13 protein-coding genes are annotated in these 18,033 nt (G+C 58.6%); 9 read left to right on the forward strand and 4 right to left on the reverse strand.

The features are described from left to right. Positions 1-9: 9 nt before the first annotated feature. Positions 10-1,191, reverse strand: coding sequence for a Gfo/Idh/MocA family protein (locus tag AC5SEO_RS16940; protein ID WP_003516769.1), 1,182 nt, complete (start codon positions 1,189-1,191; stop codon positions 10-12). Between the two features lie 439 nt (positions 1,192-1,630). Here AC5SEO_RS16940 and AC5SEO_RS16945 point away from each other — a divergent pair, with 439 nt between their 5' ends. From AC5SEO_RS16945 to AC5SEO_RS16960, 4 genes are read left to right on the forward strand one after another with little or no spacing between them, the layout of a single operon-like run. Beyond that, the gene (locus tag AC5SEO_RS16945) at positions 1,631-2,386 is read left to right on the forward strand and encodes a GntR family transcriptional regulator (RefSeq protein ID WP_003516768.1); all 756 of its coding nucleotides are present in this window, start codon (positions 1,631-1,633) and stop codon (positions 2,384-2,386) included. Between the two features lie 26 nt (positions 2,387-2,412). Beyond that, a complete protein-coding gene (locus AC5SEO_RS16950) occupies positions 2,413-3,435 on the forward strand; it encodes an SIS domain-containing protein (protein ID WP_113291859.1) in 1,023 nt (340 codons plus the stop codon). Further along, a complete protein-coding gene (gene nagA / locus AC5SEO_RS16955; RefSeq protein WP_174068655.1) occupies positions 3,432-4,598 on the forward strand; it encodes an N-acetylglucosamine-6-phosphate deacetylase in 1,167 nt (388 codons plus the stop codon). Before AC5SEO_RS16950 ends, nagA begins: the two co-directional genes overlap by 4 nt. 3 nt (positions 4,599-4,601) lie before the next feature. Then, positions 4,602-5,528 (forward strand): ROK family protein, encoded by a 927-nt coding sequence (locus AC5SEO_RS16960; protein ID WP_080800161.1) that lies wholly within the window; start codon positions 4,602-4,604, stop codon positions 5,526-5,528. 6 nt (positions 5,529-5,534) lie between these two features. On the opposite strand, the gene AC5SEO_RS16965 is transcribed toward AC5SEO_RS16960, so the two are convergent. Then, the gene (locus tag AC5SEO_RS16965; RefSeq protein WP_112682376.1) at positions 5,535-6,791 is read right to left on the reverse strand and encodes an FAD-dependent oxidoreductase; all 1,257 of its coding nucleotides are present in this window, start codon (positions 6,789-6,791) and stop codon (positions 5,535-5,537) included. A 26-nt stretch (positions 6,792-6,817) separates the two neighbouring features. Further along, complete coding sequence (locus tag AC5SEO_RS16970; protein ID WP_025594534.1) at positions 6,818-7,519, reverse strand: phosphatase PAP2 family protein; 702 nt, start codon at positions 7,517-7,519, stop codon at positions 6,818-6,820. A gap of 163 nt (positions 7,520-7,682) precedes the next feature. Between AC5SEO_RS16970 and dxr the strand changes: the two genes are divergently transcribed. Continuing rightward, positions 7,683-8,876, forward strand: a complete 1,194-nt coding sequence (gene dxr / locus AC5SEO_RS16975) for a 1-deoxy-D-xylulose-5-phosphate reductoisomerase (protein WP_112959811.1) — start codon at positions 7,683-7,685, stop codon at positions 8,874-8,876. A gap of 35 nt (positions 8,877-8,911) precedes the next feature. On the opposite strand, the gene hemA is transcribed toward dxr, so the two are convergent. Continuing rightward, positions 8,912-10,129, reverse strand: a complete 1,218-nt coding sequence (gene hemA, locus AC5SEO_RS16980) for a 5-aminolevulinate synthase (protein WP_174068656.1) — start codon at positions 10,127-10,129, stop codon at positions 8,912-8,914. Positions 10,130-10,500: 371 nt separating this feature from the next. On the opposite strand from hemA, the gene AC5SEO_RS16985 reads away from it, so the two are divergent. The 4 genes from AC5SEO_RS16985 (at position 10,501) to AC5SEO_RS17000 (ending at position 17,703) form a co-directional block, all read left to right on the forward strand. Further along, complete coding sequence (locus AC5SEO_RS16985) at positions 10,501-10,752, forward strand: YMGG-like glycine zipper-containing protein (RefSeq protein WP_003492347.1); 252 nt, start codon at positions 10,501-10,503, stop codon at positions 10,750-10,752. A gap of 175 nt (positions 10,753-10,927) precedes the next feature. Continuing rightward, positions 10,928-12,853 carry an autotransporter assembly complex protein TamA gene (locus tag AC5SEO_RS16990; protein ID WP_112496304.1) on the forward strand — a complete coding sequence of 642 codons (1,926 nt, stop codon included), beginning with the start codon at positions 10,928-10,930 and terminating at the stop codon, positions 12,851-12,853. Between the two features lie 45 nt (positions 12,854-12,898). Further along, the gene (locus AC5SEO_RS16995) at positions 12,899-17,059 is read left to right on the forward strand and encodes a translocation/assembly module TamB domain-containing protein (RefSeq protein ID WP_495363903.1); all 4,161 of its coding nucleotides are present in this window, start codon (positions 12,899-12,901) and stop codon (positions 17,057-17,059) included. 167 nt (positions 17,060-17,226) lie between these two features. Then, positions 17,227-17,703: a chemotaxis protein CheW gene (locus tag AC5SEO_RS17000; protein WP_003504949.1), complete on the forward strand. Its 477-nt coding sequence runs from the start codon at positions 17,227-17,229 to the stop codon at positions 17,701-17,703. Positions 17,704-18,033 lie beyond the last annotated feature (330 nt).

Genomic DNA, 18,033 nt, shown 5'->3' on the forward strand with positions numbered 1-18,033 from the left:
AGCGCCCCCTTAAGCCGATTTCACGGCGGGCGACTTCAACTGCCCGTGGAGTGCCAGATCATATTCCTCCCACACCGGCTTGAGATCGACCACCTTGCGGCCATGGCGCGCCTCGTCCATGGCGAGCGCCAGAATACCGGCCTCGATCGCATCGAGCGCGGAAACCGGCAGGGGCGTCCCCTTGACGACATGGTTGATCACGTCCTCGGCCATCTGCTCATCCGCGCCATAATGCTGGGAGAGCACGGTTGCCGCCGAATAGGTCTTGGCAACGGTCTTTTCGTTGGTGCGGGCATTGTGCACGTTCAGGAAGCCGCGCACGAAATCGCCCTCCGCCATGCCCTTGGCGCCGATGACGCAGAAACGGCGGAAATCGTCGGGAACGTTCAGATTGGTATGGAAGGCGAGCGATGCGCCGTTTTCATATTCGACGATCGCGGTCTGGTAGTCGATGATATCGCCGTCGCTGTCGAAAACCTTGTCGGAACCCATCCAGCCGCTCGGCTTGCGATGGTAGACTTCCATGTCGTTGATGCCGTCATTTTGCGGAGCATTTGCAGGCGTGAAGCTCTTGCGCCCGCCAAAGCTCGACACGAAACGCGGCCGGGCACCCACCACGCCATTGTAGAGATCGAGGTCGTGGCAGCATTTTTCCAGCATGAAGGAGCCGGAATAGTTCTCGTAACGCCGCCAGTCGCGCATGAAGAACGCGCCATGATAGGGCGGGATATGTTCCGAAGCCTCGATGGATACGACGTCACCCAGCTTGCCTTCGGCCTGCGCGGCGCGCAGATCGCGGTAAAGCGGCGAGTAACGCAGGACCAGACCGACCAGCAGCCGCTCATGTCCATGCTTGTTGAGCAACCGGGCGAGTTCGAGGCTTTCCTCGATGCTGACGACGATGGGTTTTTCCGAGAAAATGGTGCAACCGGCTTCAAGCCCGATGCGGATATGCTCCAGATGCATATGGTTCGGTGAGCCGATCATCAAAAGGTCGAATGTCTCGCCGGCAATCAGCGCCTCGGGGCTGTCATAGGCCTTGCCAGCCGAAATGCCCTTTTCCTCAAGACCCGGCAGACCGGCCGGGGCAGGATCGACATAACCGACGATCTCGAAATCCTTGTCGATCTCGTGAAAAACGTAGCCCAGATAACCGAGACGGAATCCGAGTCCGATAATTCCCACCTTCATGAACTTTGTTCCCTGTTCACTCGTAATTCATTTTCGCAGAGGCAACCATTTCTGTGCTGGTTATTCTGATATCTGCGATAATTTTCCGCCACGATGAAATTAATTTTCATAACGGTCAAGTTAAATTCGATCTCGCAAATTCTAGTGAGGACCGGAGACCGATTTCCCCAGCGGAGAAAGGCGCAAGATAGAGCGCCGTCAGCCACTGATACAAAAACAATACCAAAAAAATGCCAATCGTCTATAGCAATTCCAATTGCCGGAAATTTTTTTTGGTTAATGCGAAAATTTCAAGCAAGAGGCCTTATTATTCGGCAAATGATCGAAAAAACCACCGATTAATCGTACAAATCCACTAATGGTTCTATTTTGGTATTGCCGATTGTAACGCATATGGTATAGCCGGAATTCGCCACATCGATTGTGACAGAGGTTATGGATGAACGGGGCAGCGCTTAATCTGGACGACCTGCAATCGGGAGGCGGCGGCCCGCTTTACCTGAAACTGCGTCAGACGATTGAAGACGCCATCAATGGCGGCCGCCTCAAACATGGCGATGCCCTGCCGCCCGAGCGCGATATTGCCGAAAGCGCCTGCGTCAGCCGCGTCACGGTGCGCAAGGCTGTGGACGATCTCGTTCGCGACGGACTTCTCGTGCGCAGGCATGGGTCGGGCACCTTTGTCGTCAAACCCATCACCCGTATGCAGCAGCCGTTGACCAAGCTTACCTCGTTTACAGAGGATATGCGCCGCCGGGGAATGGTGGCGAGCACGCGCTGGCTTGAAAGAGGCCTGTTTTACCCGACCGGTGACGAGATGATGGCTCTCGGCCTTTCCCAATCCGCCATGGTTGCCCGGTTGACGCGACTGCGCCTTGCCAACGACCAGCCGATCGCACTCGAAGTCACGAGCCTGCCGGGCGATATTCTGCCGGACCCGCAGCTGGTGGAAAACTCGCTTTATCAGGAGCTTGCGAAAAGCGATATTCGCCCCGTCCGCGCCATCCAGCGCATCTCCGCGCGCAACCTTACGGATGAGGAAACGATGCTGCTTGGGGTTCCCCCCGGGTCTGCTGCACTATCCGTCCAGCGCATGGCCTATCTCGAAAGCGGCCGCCTCATGGAAATATCGCGCGCCCTTTATCGCAGCGACGCCTACGACCTCGTCGCCGAACTGACGATGACCTCCGACTGAAACACATCGACCAAGGACAGAAAACGATGACAACCCTGATGCGCCAGGAAATCAACGAGATTCCCGATGCCGTCGCCCGTCTGCTGGACAATACCAGTGCCGACTTCCGGCAGGCCGGAGACAAGCTGAAAGCCCGTGACCCGGCCGTTATCGTCACCATTGCCCGCGGATCGTCCGATCACGCCGCGCATTTCCTGAAATACGCGATCGAGTTACAGACGGGGCTTCCGGTCGCCTCGCTCGGCCCTTCGCTCGCATCGATCTACCAGACGAAACTGCGGCTGGAACGGGCTGCGGCCTTCGCCGTATCGCAATCGGGCAAAAGCCCTGACATCGTCGCTTTGGCGGAAAGTGCCCGCAAGGGCGGAGCGCTTACCTTCTCCCTCGTGAACACCCTGCCCTCCCCCCTTGGAGACGCAGCCAATCACGCCATCGACATCCAGGCGGGACCGGAAAAGGCAGTTGCCGCAACCAAGTCCTTCGTCAACTCCATTGTCGCTGGTCTGGCCATCCTTGCCGAATGGACGGAAGACAGCCTGCTCGCGAAGGCCGTCAGCACCCTGCCGCAGAATTTCGCCAAGGCGATCGGACTTGACTGGAGCCATATTGGCGAGGCTGTGAAGGGTGAGGATTCACTTTATATGCTGGGCCGCGGCCCCGCCCTTGCGATTGCCGCGGAAGCCGCGCTGAAATGCAAGGAAACCTGCGAGCTGCACGCGGAAGCCTATTCGTCGGCAGAAGTCATGCACGGCCCGGTTTCGCTGGTCGCACCGAAATTTCCGGTAATCGCCTTTGCCGCGCGCGACCGCGCCGAGACCTCCGTTACGGATATTGCCGCAAGCCTTGCCCACAAAGGCGCCAATGTTTTCGTCACATCTGCCAAGGGTAGCCCGGCCAAGCCCTTGCCCTTCGTGGAAACCAACCATCCCCTGACCGATGCATTGCTGCTTATCGCACCGTTTTACGGCTTCATCGAGCAATTGTCGCGCGCAAGAGGCTTCAACCCGGATGCTCCCGTGGCATTGAAAAAGGTGACTGAGACCCAATGAGCGGCATAAAGGCATTTGTCGGCGCCCGCATTTTCGATGGCGCCGAATGGCATGATGACAAGGTGCTCCTGATCCGCGAAGGGCGCGTTGCCGCTGTCCTGGACAGCGTGCCTGCCGACGCCGAAGTGATCGATACAGATGGGCTGTTGATCGCGCCGGGCTTCATCGACCTTCAGGTCAATGGCGGTGGCGGCGTCATGTTCAACAACCAGCCGGATGTGGCTGGCATTGCCCGCATCTGCTCCGCCCACGCCCAGTTCGGCACGACGGCTTTGATGGTGACGCTCATCACCGACCGGTCGGACGTGACTTTCAGGGCGGCGCAAGCGGGGATTGTCGCGCGCAAGCAGCATGTGCCCGGTTTCCTCGGCCTGCATTTCGAGGGGCCGCATCTTTCCGTCGCGCGCAAGGGCACGCATGATCCGGCGTTGATCCGCAAGATGGAGACAGACGACCTCGCGGTCCTGACCGGCTGCAGGGCGGAACTCCCCTTCGTGCTGACAACCATTGCCCCGGAAAATGTTACTGTCGAGCAGGTTGCAGCACTCAGCGACGCCGGCATCGTCGTCAGCCTCGGCCATACCGACACCGGTCTCGATGTTGCGACGGCCTATGCTGATGCAGGCGCTTCCATGGTGACGCATCTGTTCAATGCCATGAGCCCGCTTGGCCACCGCGAGCCGGGGCTGGTCGGGGCCGCACTTTCGAACGGCAAGTTGCATTGCGGGCTTATAGCCGACGGATTCCATGTCGATCCGGCCGCAATCGGCATTGCGCTGCGCGCCAAGAATGGCCCGGCCCGCATCTTCCTTGTCACCGACGCCATGTCCACCATCGGCACGGATGATGACGGTTTCGAACTGAACGGCCGGCGCGTCTATCGCAACGGTGGACGGCTAACATTGGCCGACGGCACGCTGGCGGGAGCGGATATAGACATGCTCTCCTGCATCCGCTTCATGCGTGAGAAGATGGAAATGCCGCTGGAAGAAGCTTTGCGAATGGCATCCGCCTATCCGGCGCAGGCAATCGGCGCCTCCGGCAAGGGGAAACTCCTGGCCGGTTTCGATGCTGATTTCGTGATGCTGACACCAGACCTCCAGATGCATTCAACATGGATTGGCGGAGAAAAAATCTACGATGCCACACGTTCCGGAGTCTGAACCATGATCGTTTGTTTCGATATCGGCGGAACGACCATCAAGGGCGCGATTGCCCATGCCCCGGACGATATTCGCCCCGTACCGCGTATACCAACGCCCAAAACCAGCTTCGAAGACTTCGCTGCCAGCCTGAAATCCGTCATCGACAACAGCGGCGGCACACCCGACTGCGTATCACTGTCGATCGCAGGCGTCATCGATCTTGATACGGGAAAGGCGACGGTCGCCAATATTCCCAGCATTCACCGCAGAACGCTAAAAGACGATCTGGAAAAAGCCCTGAACCTTCCCGTTATCGTTTCGAACGATGCGGATTGTTTCGTGATCGCCGAATCGGAAATCGGCTCCGGACAAGGACATCGCGTCGTCTTCGGCGTTATCCTTGGAACAGGTGTCGGCGGCGGGCTGGTGATTGACGGCAAGCTCATCAACAGCGACGGCGGCTTCGCTGGCGAGTGGGGACATGGGCCAGTGGCCGCGACATTGGCCGGCAATCCACCGGTATCGCTGCCGCGATTCGAATGCGGTTGCGGCCTCACCGGCTGTGTCGACGCGATCGGCAGCGCGCGCGGCATGGAAAAGCTGCATCTGCATCTTCACGGGCAGGATATGACCAGTGAGGATATTATTGCCGCCTGGCAGGCAGGCGATGCGCAAGCCGCAAGAACCATCGATGTACTCATTGATATTCTCGCCTCGCCGCTGGCGATGGTGATCAATGTCACCGGCGCAACCATCGTGCCCGTCGGCGGCGGGCTTTCGAATTCAAGGGAACTCGTGACAGCTCTGGACGAAGCCGTCAGGGGCCGCATTCTCAGGCGCTTCGACAGGCCGCTCGTCGTGCCTGCCATTTGCCGGATCGAGCCGGGGCTGATCGGTTCCGCCGTTATCGGGCTGAAATATGCGAAGGAAATCGTGAATGCGGCTTAAGCCGCGTCACACCGTCTCGATCTTTTCCCGACGAAAGCCCAACCCCACCAGCCTGCCGGTCAGATGAGCAAAAAGTGGAAACCGCATGATCGCCCGCACGATGGCGGGTGGGCCTTTAGGCTTTTCCGCCGTTTCCGCCTGCTCTTTCTTGCGACCGACACGCATCATCCGCTGCAAGAATTGCGTGGCCTTGGTTGGAAAGGATCGCCGTTTCTCTATGGCGGCGAGGTCATCATCGGCAATGGTCCGGCCGGATGTGAATACCGGCACCAGAACATTGGCCGCAGCAACCGCATCCTGAATGGCAAGATTGATGCCGACACCGCCGACGGGCGACATGGCATGGGCCGCATCGCCGATGCAGATCAGGCCGGGCTTCCACCAGCGCTTCAACCGATCGATACGGACGGTGAGCAGATGCACGTCATCCCAGCTCGTAATTTCGTCAAGCCTCTCGCGCGGGAAAGGGCAGATTTCCGCAACCCGGTTCCTGAAGGCTTCAAGTCCCTCAATCTTCATGTCAGCGAAAAAGCCCTTGCGCACCACGTACCCGCATTGCCAGTAGTCACCGCGGTTGATCATTACGAAACCCTGCCGCGAACCCGCATGGCCCATGGTGTCGGCCGGATCACCCGGCTGTCTCGAAAGGCGCATCCAAAGCACCTCGGTCGGGATGCCGAAGCGCTGTACTTCAAGCCTCGCCGCCTCGCGGACGATGGAGTTGCGGCCATCCGCGCCCACCACCAGATCAGCGGCGATCTCGATTGCGCCTTCCGGCGTATTGACCATGAGGCCACCAACACGCCCGTCGCGCTCGATCAGGCCGGTTACCGGCGCATTCATCAGCAGCCGGAAATTCTCATATTGCCCGGCCTTGCCGACGATGAAATTGAGAAAATCCCATTGCGGCATGAAGGCAATGAAACGATGATGGACCGGCAGCCGCGAAAAATCCGCGATCGTGATACGCTCGCCGCCGATGACTGCGTTCAGCCGTGGCGCACGCGTATGCGGGAGGCTCAGGAACTCCTCGGCAAAACCCAGCTGCTCCATCAGTTCAAGCGTGGAGGGGTGAATGGTGTCGCCGCGAAAATCGCGCAGAAAATCCCCATGTTTCTCGACAACCGTTACGTCTATACCGCTGCGGGCAAGCAAAAGGCCGAGCATCAGGCCGGCCGGCCCGCCACCGGCCACGACAACGGACGTGCGGATGTGCTGAACGGCCCTGCCGTCATTCTCCGGCACGACTTTCGCTTCTTCCATCACCGCCCCCTGTCCGTTAAACGTCTCTATCGTGCATCCGCCGCCGGCAGGTTTGCATTTTTCGGCTGTGGCCAACCATGTGCATCGAAACGGAAAAGCATTTCGGACCGGGCAAAGATAAAGGCGAAGGCCATGGCCGTCCACATGCCAAGCAACAGCCCGGCGGCCACATCGCTTGGATAATGCGCGCCGACGATGACGCGCGAAACACCAATGACAAGGGCAAGCAGCAGGAACGCCCAGCGGAAGCGCGGCATCAGCATGGCGAAAACGCCGAAAAACGCTCCGGCAGCCGTCGAATGGCCTGACGGGAAGCTCTCATAAAGATTGTCACCGGTAAAAGGCGTGAGGCTATAGGCACCCATTTCCAGAAAAAGCTCCGGCCGCGCCCGCCCGATCAGGAATTTCAGCGTGTGGACCAATATGCTCGCCGTTCCGATCGTCAGGAAGAAGTAAGCGAGAAGCCGCCATGCCGTCCTCAGCCGGCCGGCATAGGTCCGCGCCTGCAGGACACGCGCGCCGACATAGGCGAGGATGGCAAGAGCGCCGGTGGAATAAAGCATCCAGCTGAACGTACCGAAATCGGTAATGGAGCGATTGAAGGAAACTATCCTTCCCGGCAGGGCTTGAGCATGTTCCGAAAGGCGTGGGTCGAAAGGAATAAAGACCAGAACCAGCACAAGGCTTGCCGCAAAAATCCAACCGCTGGAAACCAGAAAACGTCGCATCAATATTCTCTCATCGTTTTTCTTGCATATGGCTTTGCCATCCGCAAAAACAATAGCCCGGCTGTGTCCTTGTTATGACGGGTTTTCACGAGTAGAGGCTAGTGCATGTCGCCAGAAACTATGCATCGGTTTCGGGCAACCGGAAACGACCGACGGACGGAAGATGACAGATACCAGTGAAATGCCACGCAGGCTGACGATATTGGGTTCGACGGGTTCGATCGGTACGAACACACTGGATGTCGTCCGTCAGCTGGGTGGTCGCAGACAATTCGAGGTTTTGGCGCTCACCGGCGCCGGAAACATCGATCTTCTGGCGCAACAGGCGCGTGAATTCGGCGCGCAGCTTGCGGTAACCGCCGAGGATGGCAAATACGAAGCGCTGAAAGCGGCCCTTGCCGGCACCGGCATTGAGGTTGCGGCGGGCAAATCCGGCCTCGAAGAAGCGGCCTCGATGGAGGCCGGCTGGGTAATGGCAGCGATTGCCGGAACACCTGGTCTTGCCCCGACATTGACAGCCGCACGGCGCGGCGCAGACATAGCGCTTGCCAACAAGGAATGCCTCGTTTCCGCAGGCGATGTTTTCCTGCGCACGGTCAAACAGGGCGGCGGCAGGTTGATCCCGGTCGATAGCGAACATAGTGCGATATTCCAGTGCCTGACGGGCGATCACAAACAGGCCGTGGAGCGCATCGTACTCACCGCATCCGGCGGACCCTTTCGCACCTGGTCGCGTGAGCAGATGGCCAATGTCACGGCAGATATCGCCCGTGCCCATCCCAACTGGTCTATGGGGTTGAAGGTATCGATCGGCAGCGCCTCCATGTTCAATAAGGGCCTGGAAATGATCGAGGCGAAATATCTCTTCGATCTCAGGCCCGAGCAGGTCGAAGTGATCGTCCATCCGCAGTCGATCATACATTCGATGGTGGGTTATACTGATGGCTCCTACATCGCCCAGCTCGGCTCGCCCGATATGCGCACCGCCATCTCCTATGCCCTCACCTACCCTGAGCGCGGCAATCTCAATGTCGAGCGCCTGGATTTCGCCAAGCTGGCGCGGCTCGATTTCGAAGCGCCTGATGAGGCCAGGTTTCCGGCGCTCCGACTGGCGCGCACGGCGCTGGAGCGCGGAGGCTTGCAGGGCGCGGCCCTGAATGCCGCCGAAGAAACCGCCTTTCACGCCTTCGTTGAAGGTGGCATCGGTTTTCTCGATATGGCCGAAATCGTCGAAACGGTCATGGACCGCATGCATGACGGCCGATCAGCCAACAGCATCGAAGACGTATTTTCGGCGGACGGGGAAGCCCGCAATCACGCGCGGGAACTGATCGCCAGCAAAGAAAAGGCCGCGTAAACGCGGCCCGATTTTCTCTTGTTTGAACTGCGGCGTTAAGCCACCGCACGCGCCAGCGCACAATGCGACCAGAGCTGGTGCAACGCGCCGACCAACTGTTCGATGTCGGCATCGGTGTGCAGCGGTGTCGGCGTGATGCGCAGACGCTCGGTCTTGCGCGGCACGGTCGGATAGTTGATCGGCTGCACATAGACGCCGTGATTGTCGAGCAGGATATCCGAAATCCATTTGCACTTGGCGGCATCGCCCACCATGACCGGTACGATATGGCTGGGATTGTCCATATGCGGAATGCCGCGTGCATCCAGAAGCCCCCGCAGCTTGCGCACCCGGTCCTGATGGCGGGCGCGCTCAAAGGGGCTTGCCTTCAGATGCTGGATCGAGGCGATTGCGCCGGCAGCGAGCGACGGCGGCAGGGCCGTCGTGAAGATGAAACCGGAGGCAAAAGAACGGATAAAATCACAGACCGCCGTGGACCCGGCAATATAACCGCCCATCACGCCGAAAGCCTTGCCGAGCGTTCCCTCGATGATCGTCAGGCGATCCATCAGGCCTTCGCGCTCGGCAATGCCGCCGCCGCGCGGTCCGTACATGCCAACGGCATGGACTTCGTCGAGATAGGTCATGGCGCCATAACGATCGGCAAGATCGCAGATTTCCTTGATCGGGGCGATATCGCCATCCATCGAATAGACGGATTCAAAGGCGATGAGCTTCGGCGCGCTTGGATCGGCTGCCTTGAGCTTTGCCTCGAGATCTTCGAGATCATTGTGTTTCCAGATCACCCGCTCGCAACGGCCGTAACGGATGCCTTCGATCATCGAGGCATGGTTGAGCGCATCGGAGAAAATGACGAGGCCCGGAATTTTCTGGCCAAGTGTGCCGAGTGTCGCCCAGTTGGAAACGTAACCCGACGTGAAGATCAGCGCCGATTCCTTGCCGTGCAGATCGGCAAGTTCCTGTTCCAGCAGGACGTGATGATGGTTGGTCCCAGAAATGTTCCGGGTGCCTCCCGCACCCGCGCCACAGTGATCGATGGCGGCTTTCATGGCTTCGATGACTTTGGGGTTCTGGCCCATGCCCAGATAATCGTTGGAACACCAGACGGTTACGTCTTTGCGCTCGCCATTGGCGTTGTACCGTGTCGCGCGGGGAAAACTGCCCTGCTGGCGTTCGATATCCGCAAAAACGCGATAGCGTCCCTCAGAATGCAGGCTCTGCAGTTCCGTCGTAAAAAATGCCTCGAAGTCCATGCCATGCTCCAGAATTGACCAGATCGTTTTCTGCCTCGACACTGGGACCGTCAACCCTTGCGAGCTGCTTTAACCACGTCTGCGTCAATTCGCCGTTGTTTTGAACCATTCCAATAAACCGTTTATAGACGCCGATGAAAAGTACAAAATTGATTCACATCAAAAAACCCGGAAATTTGGAACCTTTTTCAAACGGCGCCGTTGTTTGGGACGCAATCGATTTACGCGCGGAAGAACGCCTGAAAGAGGAGGCTTCCCTAAACGGTATCGAATTGTTAGTTATCTGTGGCGGTCGGAGGTAGCAGTCGCCGCAGATAAATATGGGACGCCTACCGAGCCGAAGAGCTCATTGTAACGTTGGAGAGAGTTTCATGAAAAAGGCAATCATATTTGCGCTGGTCGGCCTGTCGCTTGCAAGCTGCACGCAGACTGAAAAGGGTGCTTCGATCGGTGCCGTTTCCGGTGCGGTTCTGGGCGGCGCTATCACGGGCAACGTTCGTGGCGCGGCAGTGGGCGCGGCGATCGGTGGCGTTGGCGGCGCGTTGATCGGCAATGCATCCGAACCGGGCTATTGCTATTATCGCGACCAGTACGGTCAGCGTTACACGGCGCGTTGCCGTTAATAGCTGCACGAGATACCGTTGCACAGAAGCCCCGGTCATCCGGGGCTTTTTGCGTTAAAGCGGGCAAAACACAGTCCGAAGGGTCCTCAACGCCGTTTATTTATGATTAAACTGCACTGTTAACGGACAGGAAACGGGTCAGAGCCATAATAAATGCTCAACCATAAAGCAGCTTATGCGAAGAACACGGACTAACCCGAAGACAGGTATTGCGTATCGGAAAGCTGGCACCGCTCTTGCGGTTGCCGTTACGTTCGCCCTGTACCCGGCGTTTACTCGCGATGCCTTTGCTTTCAAGCTGTTCGGCGTGCGTCTCTGGGGTTCGGAAGAACCGGAGATCGAAGTTATAAATCCGGTCAAATATGCCGTGACGCTGAATGCTGCCGATGCAGACAAATCTCTCAAAGGCAGCCTGGAAAACAGCTCGCTTCTTCTGGCCGACAAGGACAAACCGGCCTCCGGCGATCTCGGCCTTCTGATCAAGGCACGTGATGACAGGGACAGGCTGATCGCAGCGCTTTACGAAAACGCCCGATATGGCGGCATCGTCAAGGTCACGGTCGCCGGCAAGGATGTGGACGATCTGCCGCCCAATCCGGTGTTCAATCACTCCGCTCCGGTGCCCGTGGTCATAACCGTCACCCCCGGCCCGGTCTTCACGCTCGGCACTATCAGACTCGAGGGCGATGTGACGGGCCGCAACCTTGAAGAATACGGTCTCGTCACCGGCGGCGATGCCGGATCTCTGGCAATCATCCGCGCCGGCAACAAGCTGATCGATGATCTGAAAGCCGAAGGCCGCCCTCTTGCGAAGCTGACGAAACGCGAGGCCGTTGCAAACCACGCGACGAACACGGTCGATATTACCATGGCTGCCGAAGGTGGCCCCGTGGCACCCCTCGGCGCGGTCACCGTCACCGGCGAAAAAACCGTCGACGGCGACTTCATCCGCCGTTATTCGCGCCTCAATGGCGGCGAACCCTACTCGCCGGAAAAACTGCGCAAGGCCGCAGACCGGCTACGCCAGCTCGGCGTCTTTTCCAGCCTGACAATCAAGGAAGCAGGAACACTGTCACGCGATGGCTCCATTCCGCTCACCATCGAGGTGTCAGAGGGCAAGCACCGTTATTTCGGCGTCGGCGCACAATATTCCACCACGGAAGGCATTGGCCTCCAGGGGTATTGGGGCCACAGGAACCTGTTCGGGCAGGCGGAATCGCTGCGGATCGAGGGTTCGGTTTCACGCATCGCCGAAGCATCGAGCGTCGAAGGCATGGACTATTCGGCGGGCATCACCTTCACAAAGCCCGGCATGTTCAACCCGCGCACCACATTCAAGACCAGCCTGATCGCCAAGACCGAACATCCCGATACCTATGAGGCCAAGACCATAACTGGAGCCGCCGGTTTCAGTTATGAGCTGAACGACACCGATACCGCAGCCGCCGGTCTCGAGGTGCAGTGGGCAGATACCGAAGACGCATTCGGCAAGAACAAATATCTGACCACCTCCATACCGCTGGAATTCGTTCGCGATACGCGCGACGACAAGCTCAACCCCACTGAAGGCTTTCGTGCATCGGTGGCCGCCAAGCCCAGCTACGAAGCGCTGAACGGCACTTTCTTTTCCTCCTTTGAAGGCTCTATTTCGGGTTATAAGGGACTCGGCGCCGAAGATCGCTTGATCATGGCCGGAAAGCTTTCCGGCGGCGTGCTCGTCGGCGGCAGCAATCTGCAGGACATACCGACCACAAGGCGCTTTTATGCCGGCGGCGGCGGATCCGTCCGCGGCTATAGCTACCAGGAAATATCGCCCTATAATGCAGCCGGTGATGCAACTGGCGGCCGCTCTTACGTGGTTGGCTCCATCGAAGCCCGTATCAAGGTCACCGATACGATCGGAATCGTGCCCTTTATCGATGCGGGTGTGGTATCCGACAGCGTGACCCCTGATTTCTCCGATATCCGGGCTGGCGCCGGTATTGGTTTGCGTTACGCAACGCCCTTTGGGCCTTTGCGTCTTGATGTCGCCATGCCGCTTGAAAAATATGATGGTGGCAACAATTTCGGCATTTATGCTGGCATCGGCCAGTCTTTTTAAACGCCGCCATCGAACACCCTAGCAACAGAGTGTAGATTACGCTTGATGACAACGTTGATTCGATTGCTGAAATGGCTGGGCTACGCTGCTCTTTGCGGCGTGGTGCTGGTGTTGCTTGCGGTTCTGTTCGTCGGTCTTACCCCGATGGGTGCAAGAATTGCCGCAAAGCAGATTTCATCGCTCGTTTCCACGCCCGACCAGACAATCGAAATCTCTCCACCCAGCGGTCTTTTGACCGGTCGCCTGCGGCTCGACAATGTCACCCTTTCGGATCGGCAGGGACCTTACGCCCGCGTGAACCAGATCGCCGTTGACTGGTCGCCGCTCTCGCTTCTTGCCGGAACCTTCCACGCCGACCGGGTGTCGGCCGGATCGATTGATGTCGATCGCAAACCGCTTCCCGCTGAGCAAACATCGACCAAAAGCTCCGGCAGTTCGTCCCTGCCGATTGAAATCGGCATCGACAGTTTCAATTTCCCCGATATTAGCCTCGGACAATCTCTTCTTGGCCGCGACTTTGAGCTGACCGCCGAGGGCAATCTCAAGGCCGCGCAGGACGATATCAGGCTATCGCTCACCGCCCACCGGCAGAGCACGCCGGAAGCTGCCATCAATGCGGACATCGCGTTTCTGCCGAATGAAAATGTCTTGAAGTTGAAAGCGGAAATGAAGGAGCCCGAGGGCGGGCTTCTGGCCACGCTGCTCTCGCTTCCGGGCACACCCGCCGTGGCGATCGATGTGAACGGTGAAGGTCCGCTTTCTGACTGGACCGGCACTCTGCGCGGCAACGTCGCCGGCAACCCCGTGCTCAACGTCACCGGCCACCATCTACTTGGAGAAGACGGCACGCGGCGTATCGAGGTCGCAGGCGGCGGCCAGCCCGATCTGCTTCTGCCCCCCGCTTTCCGACAGCTTTTTGCCGGCGAGACGAAACTTGATGCAAACGCCACGCTCTCACCGCAGGGCCGCATCGAAATCGGCAGCAGCACGCTGGAAACCGGCACATTGCTGCTGACGGCCTCGGGCACCGTGGATCCGAACGGCCAGAACGATCTTAGTGCCAACCTCATCGGCACCGCCGGGCCAGTGGATTTCCGCTGGCCGCTGAACAATGGCGAGATCCAGGCCCTCATCAATGGCATTGATCTTTCCCTGAAAGGCAACGCTGATTCCGCTCATCTCAACACCACGGCATCGTTGCGCAGCCTTTCCCTGCCACAGGGTAGGCTTGATGATGTCAAGCTGACGGCCAGGAGCGGCAATCTCAACATTGCCGATCGCAGCGGCACCATCGACACCATTCTCTCCGTGGCACAATCGTCCTTCGTCAGCCCGGATATCGACCGGCTGGTGCGTGCGCCGGTCACCATCAAGGCGCCGGTCAGCCTCACCTCCTCGACGATCGGCTTTGACGGCGCGACGCTGGAGAGCGCCAGCGTCGGCGGAACGCTGAACGGCAGTTTCGACCTCGCGAACAATCGCCTGACATCCAGCGTGCAGCTCTTCGCGTTGCCCGCCACCCTGCCGCCAGCGCTGGCGGAAAAATTCGATACCACCATAGCTTTGCAGGGCGATATCGACCTGATCATTGGCGGGCGCACAAGCGTTCAGAACCTCGTGGTCAAATCCGGAACAATTGAAGCGACAGGTGATGTCAGTCTCGAAGACGACGCGTTGAGCGCCAATCTGACGGGCAAGTTTCCCGCTCTCGAAAAACTGACGCCACAGGCAAAGGGCGTTGCCGATTTTGCAATTGAAGCCAGCGGCGCGCTTGCCGCGCCCGACTTCAATGTCACCTTAAGCTCCGAAAGTGCCACTCTTGCCGGACGGAAGCTTGAAGCCCTGAAGGTCAATGCCGCAGGCAAGGCCGATCCGGCCGCACCGCAGGCAAAACTGACCGCCAGCGGCAGCCTCGACCGGCAGAAGATCGACGCCAACGCCAATGTGGTGCAGACAGAAAACGGCACGGCAATACCCGAGCTTCATGTGGCAGTGGGTCGCAACATCTTGAACGGCAAGCTGCAATTCTCGCAACAGTTCCTGCCATCTGGCAATCTGTCGTTCAATTTCCCGGACTTGGCCCTGCTGGCGGCACTTGCCGCGCAACAGGCAGATGGCGATATTGCCGGCGACATCGTACTCAGTAACGATAACGGCCGGATTGCCGCGACGATAAAGGCGAATGGCGGCAGTATCCGCCAGGGCACAACGGTTATTTCGAAGCTCGCTGCCGATATCTCCATTGACGACCTTCGGGCGCTCGCCATCAACGGCAAGGTCAGCGCCGACAGCGTCAATGCTGGCACCGCGGCGATTTCGGCGCTGAATGCGACCATTGGCCATTCCGGCACGACCACCAACTTCGATGTCAACGGACGCTACGACAATGCGCCGCTCGTGGTAAAGGGCAGTGCCAATACCGCAGGATCGCCGATGACCGTGCGGCTCGATGCCTTCTCGGCCGCCCCCAAGGGCATTGCCGTACGGCTTGAAAAGCCGAGTACAATTGCGATCGAGAACGGCACGGCCCGCATCTCCGGTCTGACTATCATCACCGGCGACGGGCGCGTCGAGGTAAACGGCACGGCGGGTTCGACACTCGACATCAACGCCAATATCCGCTCGCTTCCCGCGAACCTCGCAAATGCCTTCGCCACCGGGCTGGATGCGGCGGGGAGTATATCCGGAACGGTCAGCGCCAAGGGCACGGCTTCAGACCCGGCGGTCGATTATAATCTGAACTGGACGAATGCCGAGGTTGCCCAGACGCGTGCGGCAGGGCTTGCAGCGCTCGGCATCAAGGCAAACGGCCGTTTCGCCGGCGGCACCCTGCAGATCGATACGAATGTAACCGGTCAGGGCGGCATGTCGCTTTCGGGCGGCGGCTCCCTCGGCATTGCCGGTAACCGTCCGCTTTCCATGGCCTTTTCCGGGAGGTTGCCCTTCTCCGCCGTTGCCGCACAAACCGCAGCACAGGGCCTCGATGTGGACGGCACCGCCGCCATCGATGTGAAGATTTCCGGCAGCGCTTCCGCGCCTGTCGTTACCGGCAGCATCACCACCGATGGTACGCGCCTGACCGATGTGCGCCGTAACCTCACGGTCAACGGGCTGGCAGCAACGGTCACCTTCGATCGTGATCGCGCCGTCATATCCCGGCTGACGGGAAAGCTTGCTGGCGGTGGAACGATCTCGGGAACGGGTAGCGTCGGTATAACGGGCGGTTCGGGCTTTCCAGCCGACATCACGATCACGTTGGACCGCGCCGGTTACAATGATGGCACACTGGTGACGACAATCGTGAGCGGCACGCTGACACTGAAGGGTCCGCTTCTGAATTCGCCCGTGCTTGGCGGCAAGCTGACGCTGGACAGAAGCGCCATCACCATCCCGGAGAAACTTCCAGCCTCGCTGACGGAAATCGACGTCAAGCACAAGAACGCCCCGCCGCAGGTGCGGGCGCAGGTAAAGGCACTCGGCAACGATCAGGGCGGCAGTGGTAGTTCATCGACCATCAATCTCGATCTTCAGATAAACGCACCGAGCGGCATCTTCGTGCGCGGACGCGGCATCAACGCAGAACTGACCGGCAATCTGACCATTCGCGGTACGGCAGCTGTTCCCGTCATCTCCGGCGGTTTTGAAATGCGCCGTGGACGGCTCGAAATTCTCACCCGCCGTCTCGATTTCAATACGGGCAAGATAACCTTCGGCGGCGGCCTCGTGCCGGTTCTGGATATGGAGGCGCAGTCCACCGCTGGTTCCGCCACCATCACCGTTGCGGTTTCCGGCAATGCCAACGACCCGACATTCGCCTTCTCCTCAACCCCGGCTTTGCCGCAGGATGAGGTTATGGCACAGCTGATCTTCGGCCAATCCATGTCCAAGCTCTCGGCCTTGCAGATCGCGCGGCTGGCGGATGCGGCAGCCCAGCTTGCCGGTGGGCGCTCCACCTCGTTGTTCGACAAGCTCCGAAGCAATCTCGGTGTCGACGATCTCGACATCTCGACGGATTCGGAAGGCCAGGCCCGCGTTTCCGCCGGCAAATATCTCAACGAGCGAACCTATCTCGAACTGCAGCAAAGCGGCGATTCCGGCGCAAAGGCCATCATCAACCTCGATGTCGGGCGCGGCGTGAAGCTGCGCGGTGAAGCGGGCGGTAATGGCGAAGGTGCAGCCGGTATATTTTACGAGAAAGAATATTGAAGTCTTCGCATTTAGGTTTGCGAAACCATCTCATGCTACGAATCTTCCATTGAAGGCGGAAAATATTGTTTCCGGCTGTTCAGGCACCAGGCAGAACGCCAAATTCGCATATGCAAGTGTCGGTGCACTTGCGCTGGCCTCCACAGCGAGCATTGGGAAGAATTCTGATGGCAATGATAAACTCTACCAACTTTGGCGGCGAGACGCTCGAAATCATCGCATTCCGCCTGCATGATCAGGAATTCTGCGTGAAGACGACGACTATCCGCGAAATTCGCGGCTGGGCGCCTTCAACGCCCATTCCCCACGCGCCGAAAGACGTCATCGGCGTCATGAACCTGCGCGGTTCGGTTATTCCGATCATCGATCTCGCACACAAACTCGGAATGAAAAGCACCGTCGCAAATGAAAGAAGCGCCATCGTGGTGGCCGAAGTGCACAACATGGTCATCGGCATGCTCGTCGATCGCGTTTCGGACATTCTGACGATCCCGGCAAATCAGGTCCAGCCGGTTCCGGAAATCTCGGCCTCTTTCGACAAGTCCTACTCCGAAGGCATCATTGCCAACGAACATGGCATGATCTGCTTCCTGAACCTTGCAAAGATGTTCAAGGGAACCGAAGCGGAAGATCTCGCCGCCTGATCGTTGCAATTCCTTTGCATGACGGCCGGTTCGCGTTCTTAGGCAACCTAAGAACAAAGGCTCAAATACGAGACTATTGACCATTGAACCAAACCGCCGGAGCACCTGCCCGGCGGTTTTTGTTTTCATGACCGTCTCTTTTATTAAATAAGAACATTTTAATATTATAGATATCTAATATTAAAAGCCGACGAACAGTATCGCGCCTACATCACATCACGCGGGTTCCGATACCTGACCGAGGCTGACAAGTCGCAAGTGCCTGCATTGCTGCCTTTGGCGGCAGAACCTGTTCGTTGTTCAACATGATACGGCGCCGACCACACCTCC

Source organism: Agrobacterium sp. K11, assembly GCF_059429395.1.

Excerpts from the sequence above, each read along its gene's own strand:
- AC5SEO_RS16940 (WP_003516769.1), bottom strand. The coding sequence starts at position 1,191 with ATGAAGGTGGGAATTATCGGACTCGGATTCCGTCTCGGTTATCTGGGC.
- AC5SEO_RS16945 (WP_003516768.1), top strand. The coding sequence starts at position 1,631 with ATGAACGGGGCAGCGCTTAATCTGGACGACCTGCAATCGGGAGGCGGC.
- AC5SEO_RS16950 (WP_113291859.1), top strand. The coding sequence starts at position 2,413 with ATGACAACCCTGATGCGCCAGGAAATCAACGAGATTCCCGATGCCGTC.
- nagA (WP_174068655.1), top strand. The coding sequence starts at position 3,432 with ATGAGCGGCATAAAGGCATTTGTCGGCGCCCGCATTTTCGATGGCGCC.
- AC5SEO_RS16960 (WP_080800161.1), top strand. The coding sequence starts at position 4,602 with ATGATCGTTTGTTTCGATATCGGCGGAACGACCATCAAGGGCGCGATT.
- AC5SEO_RS16965 (WP_112682376.1), bottom strand. The coding sequence starts at position 6,791 with ATGGAAGAAGCGAAAGTCGTGCCGGAGAATGACGGCAGGGCCGTTCAG.
- AC5SEO_RS16970 (WP_025594534.1), bottom strand. The coding sequence starts at position 7,519 with ATGCGACGTTTTCTGGTTTCCAGCGGTTGGATTTTTGCGGCAAGCCTT.
- dxr (WP_112959811.1), top strand. The coding sequence starts at position 7,683 with ATGACAGATACCAGTGAAATGCCACGCAGGCTGACGATATTGGGTTCG.
- hemA (WP_174068656.1), bottom strand. The coding sequence starts at position 10,129 with ATGGACTTCGAGGCATTTTTTACGACGGAACTGCAGAGCCTGCATTCT.
- AC5SEO_RS16985 (WP_003492347.1), top strand. The coding sequence starts at position 10,501 with ATGAAAAAGGCAATCATATTTGCGCTGGTCGGCCTGTCGCTTGCAAGC.
- AC5SEO_RS16990 (WP_112496304.1), top strand. The coding sequence starts at position 10,928 with ATGCGAAGAACACGGACTAACCCGAAGACAGGTATTGCGTATCGGAAA.
- AC5SEO_RS16995 (WP_495363903.1), top strand. The coding sequence starts at position 12,899 with ATGACAACGTTGATTCGATTGCTGAAATGGCTGGGCTACGCTGCTCTT.
- AC5SEO_RS17000 (WP_003504949.1), top strand. The coding sequence starts at position 17,227 with ATGGCAATGATAAACTCTACCAACTTTGGCGGCGAGACGCTCGAAATC.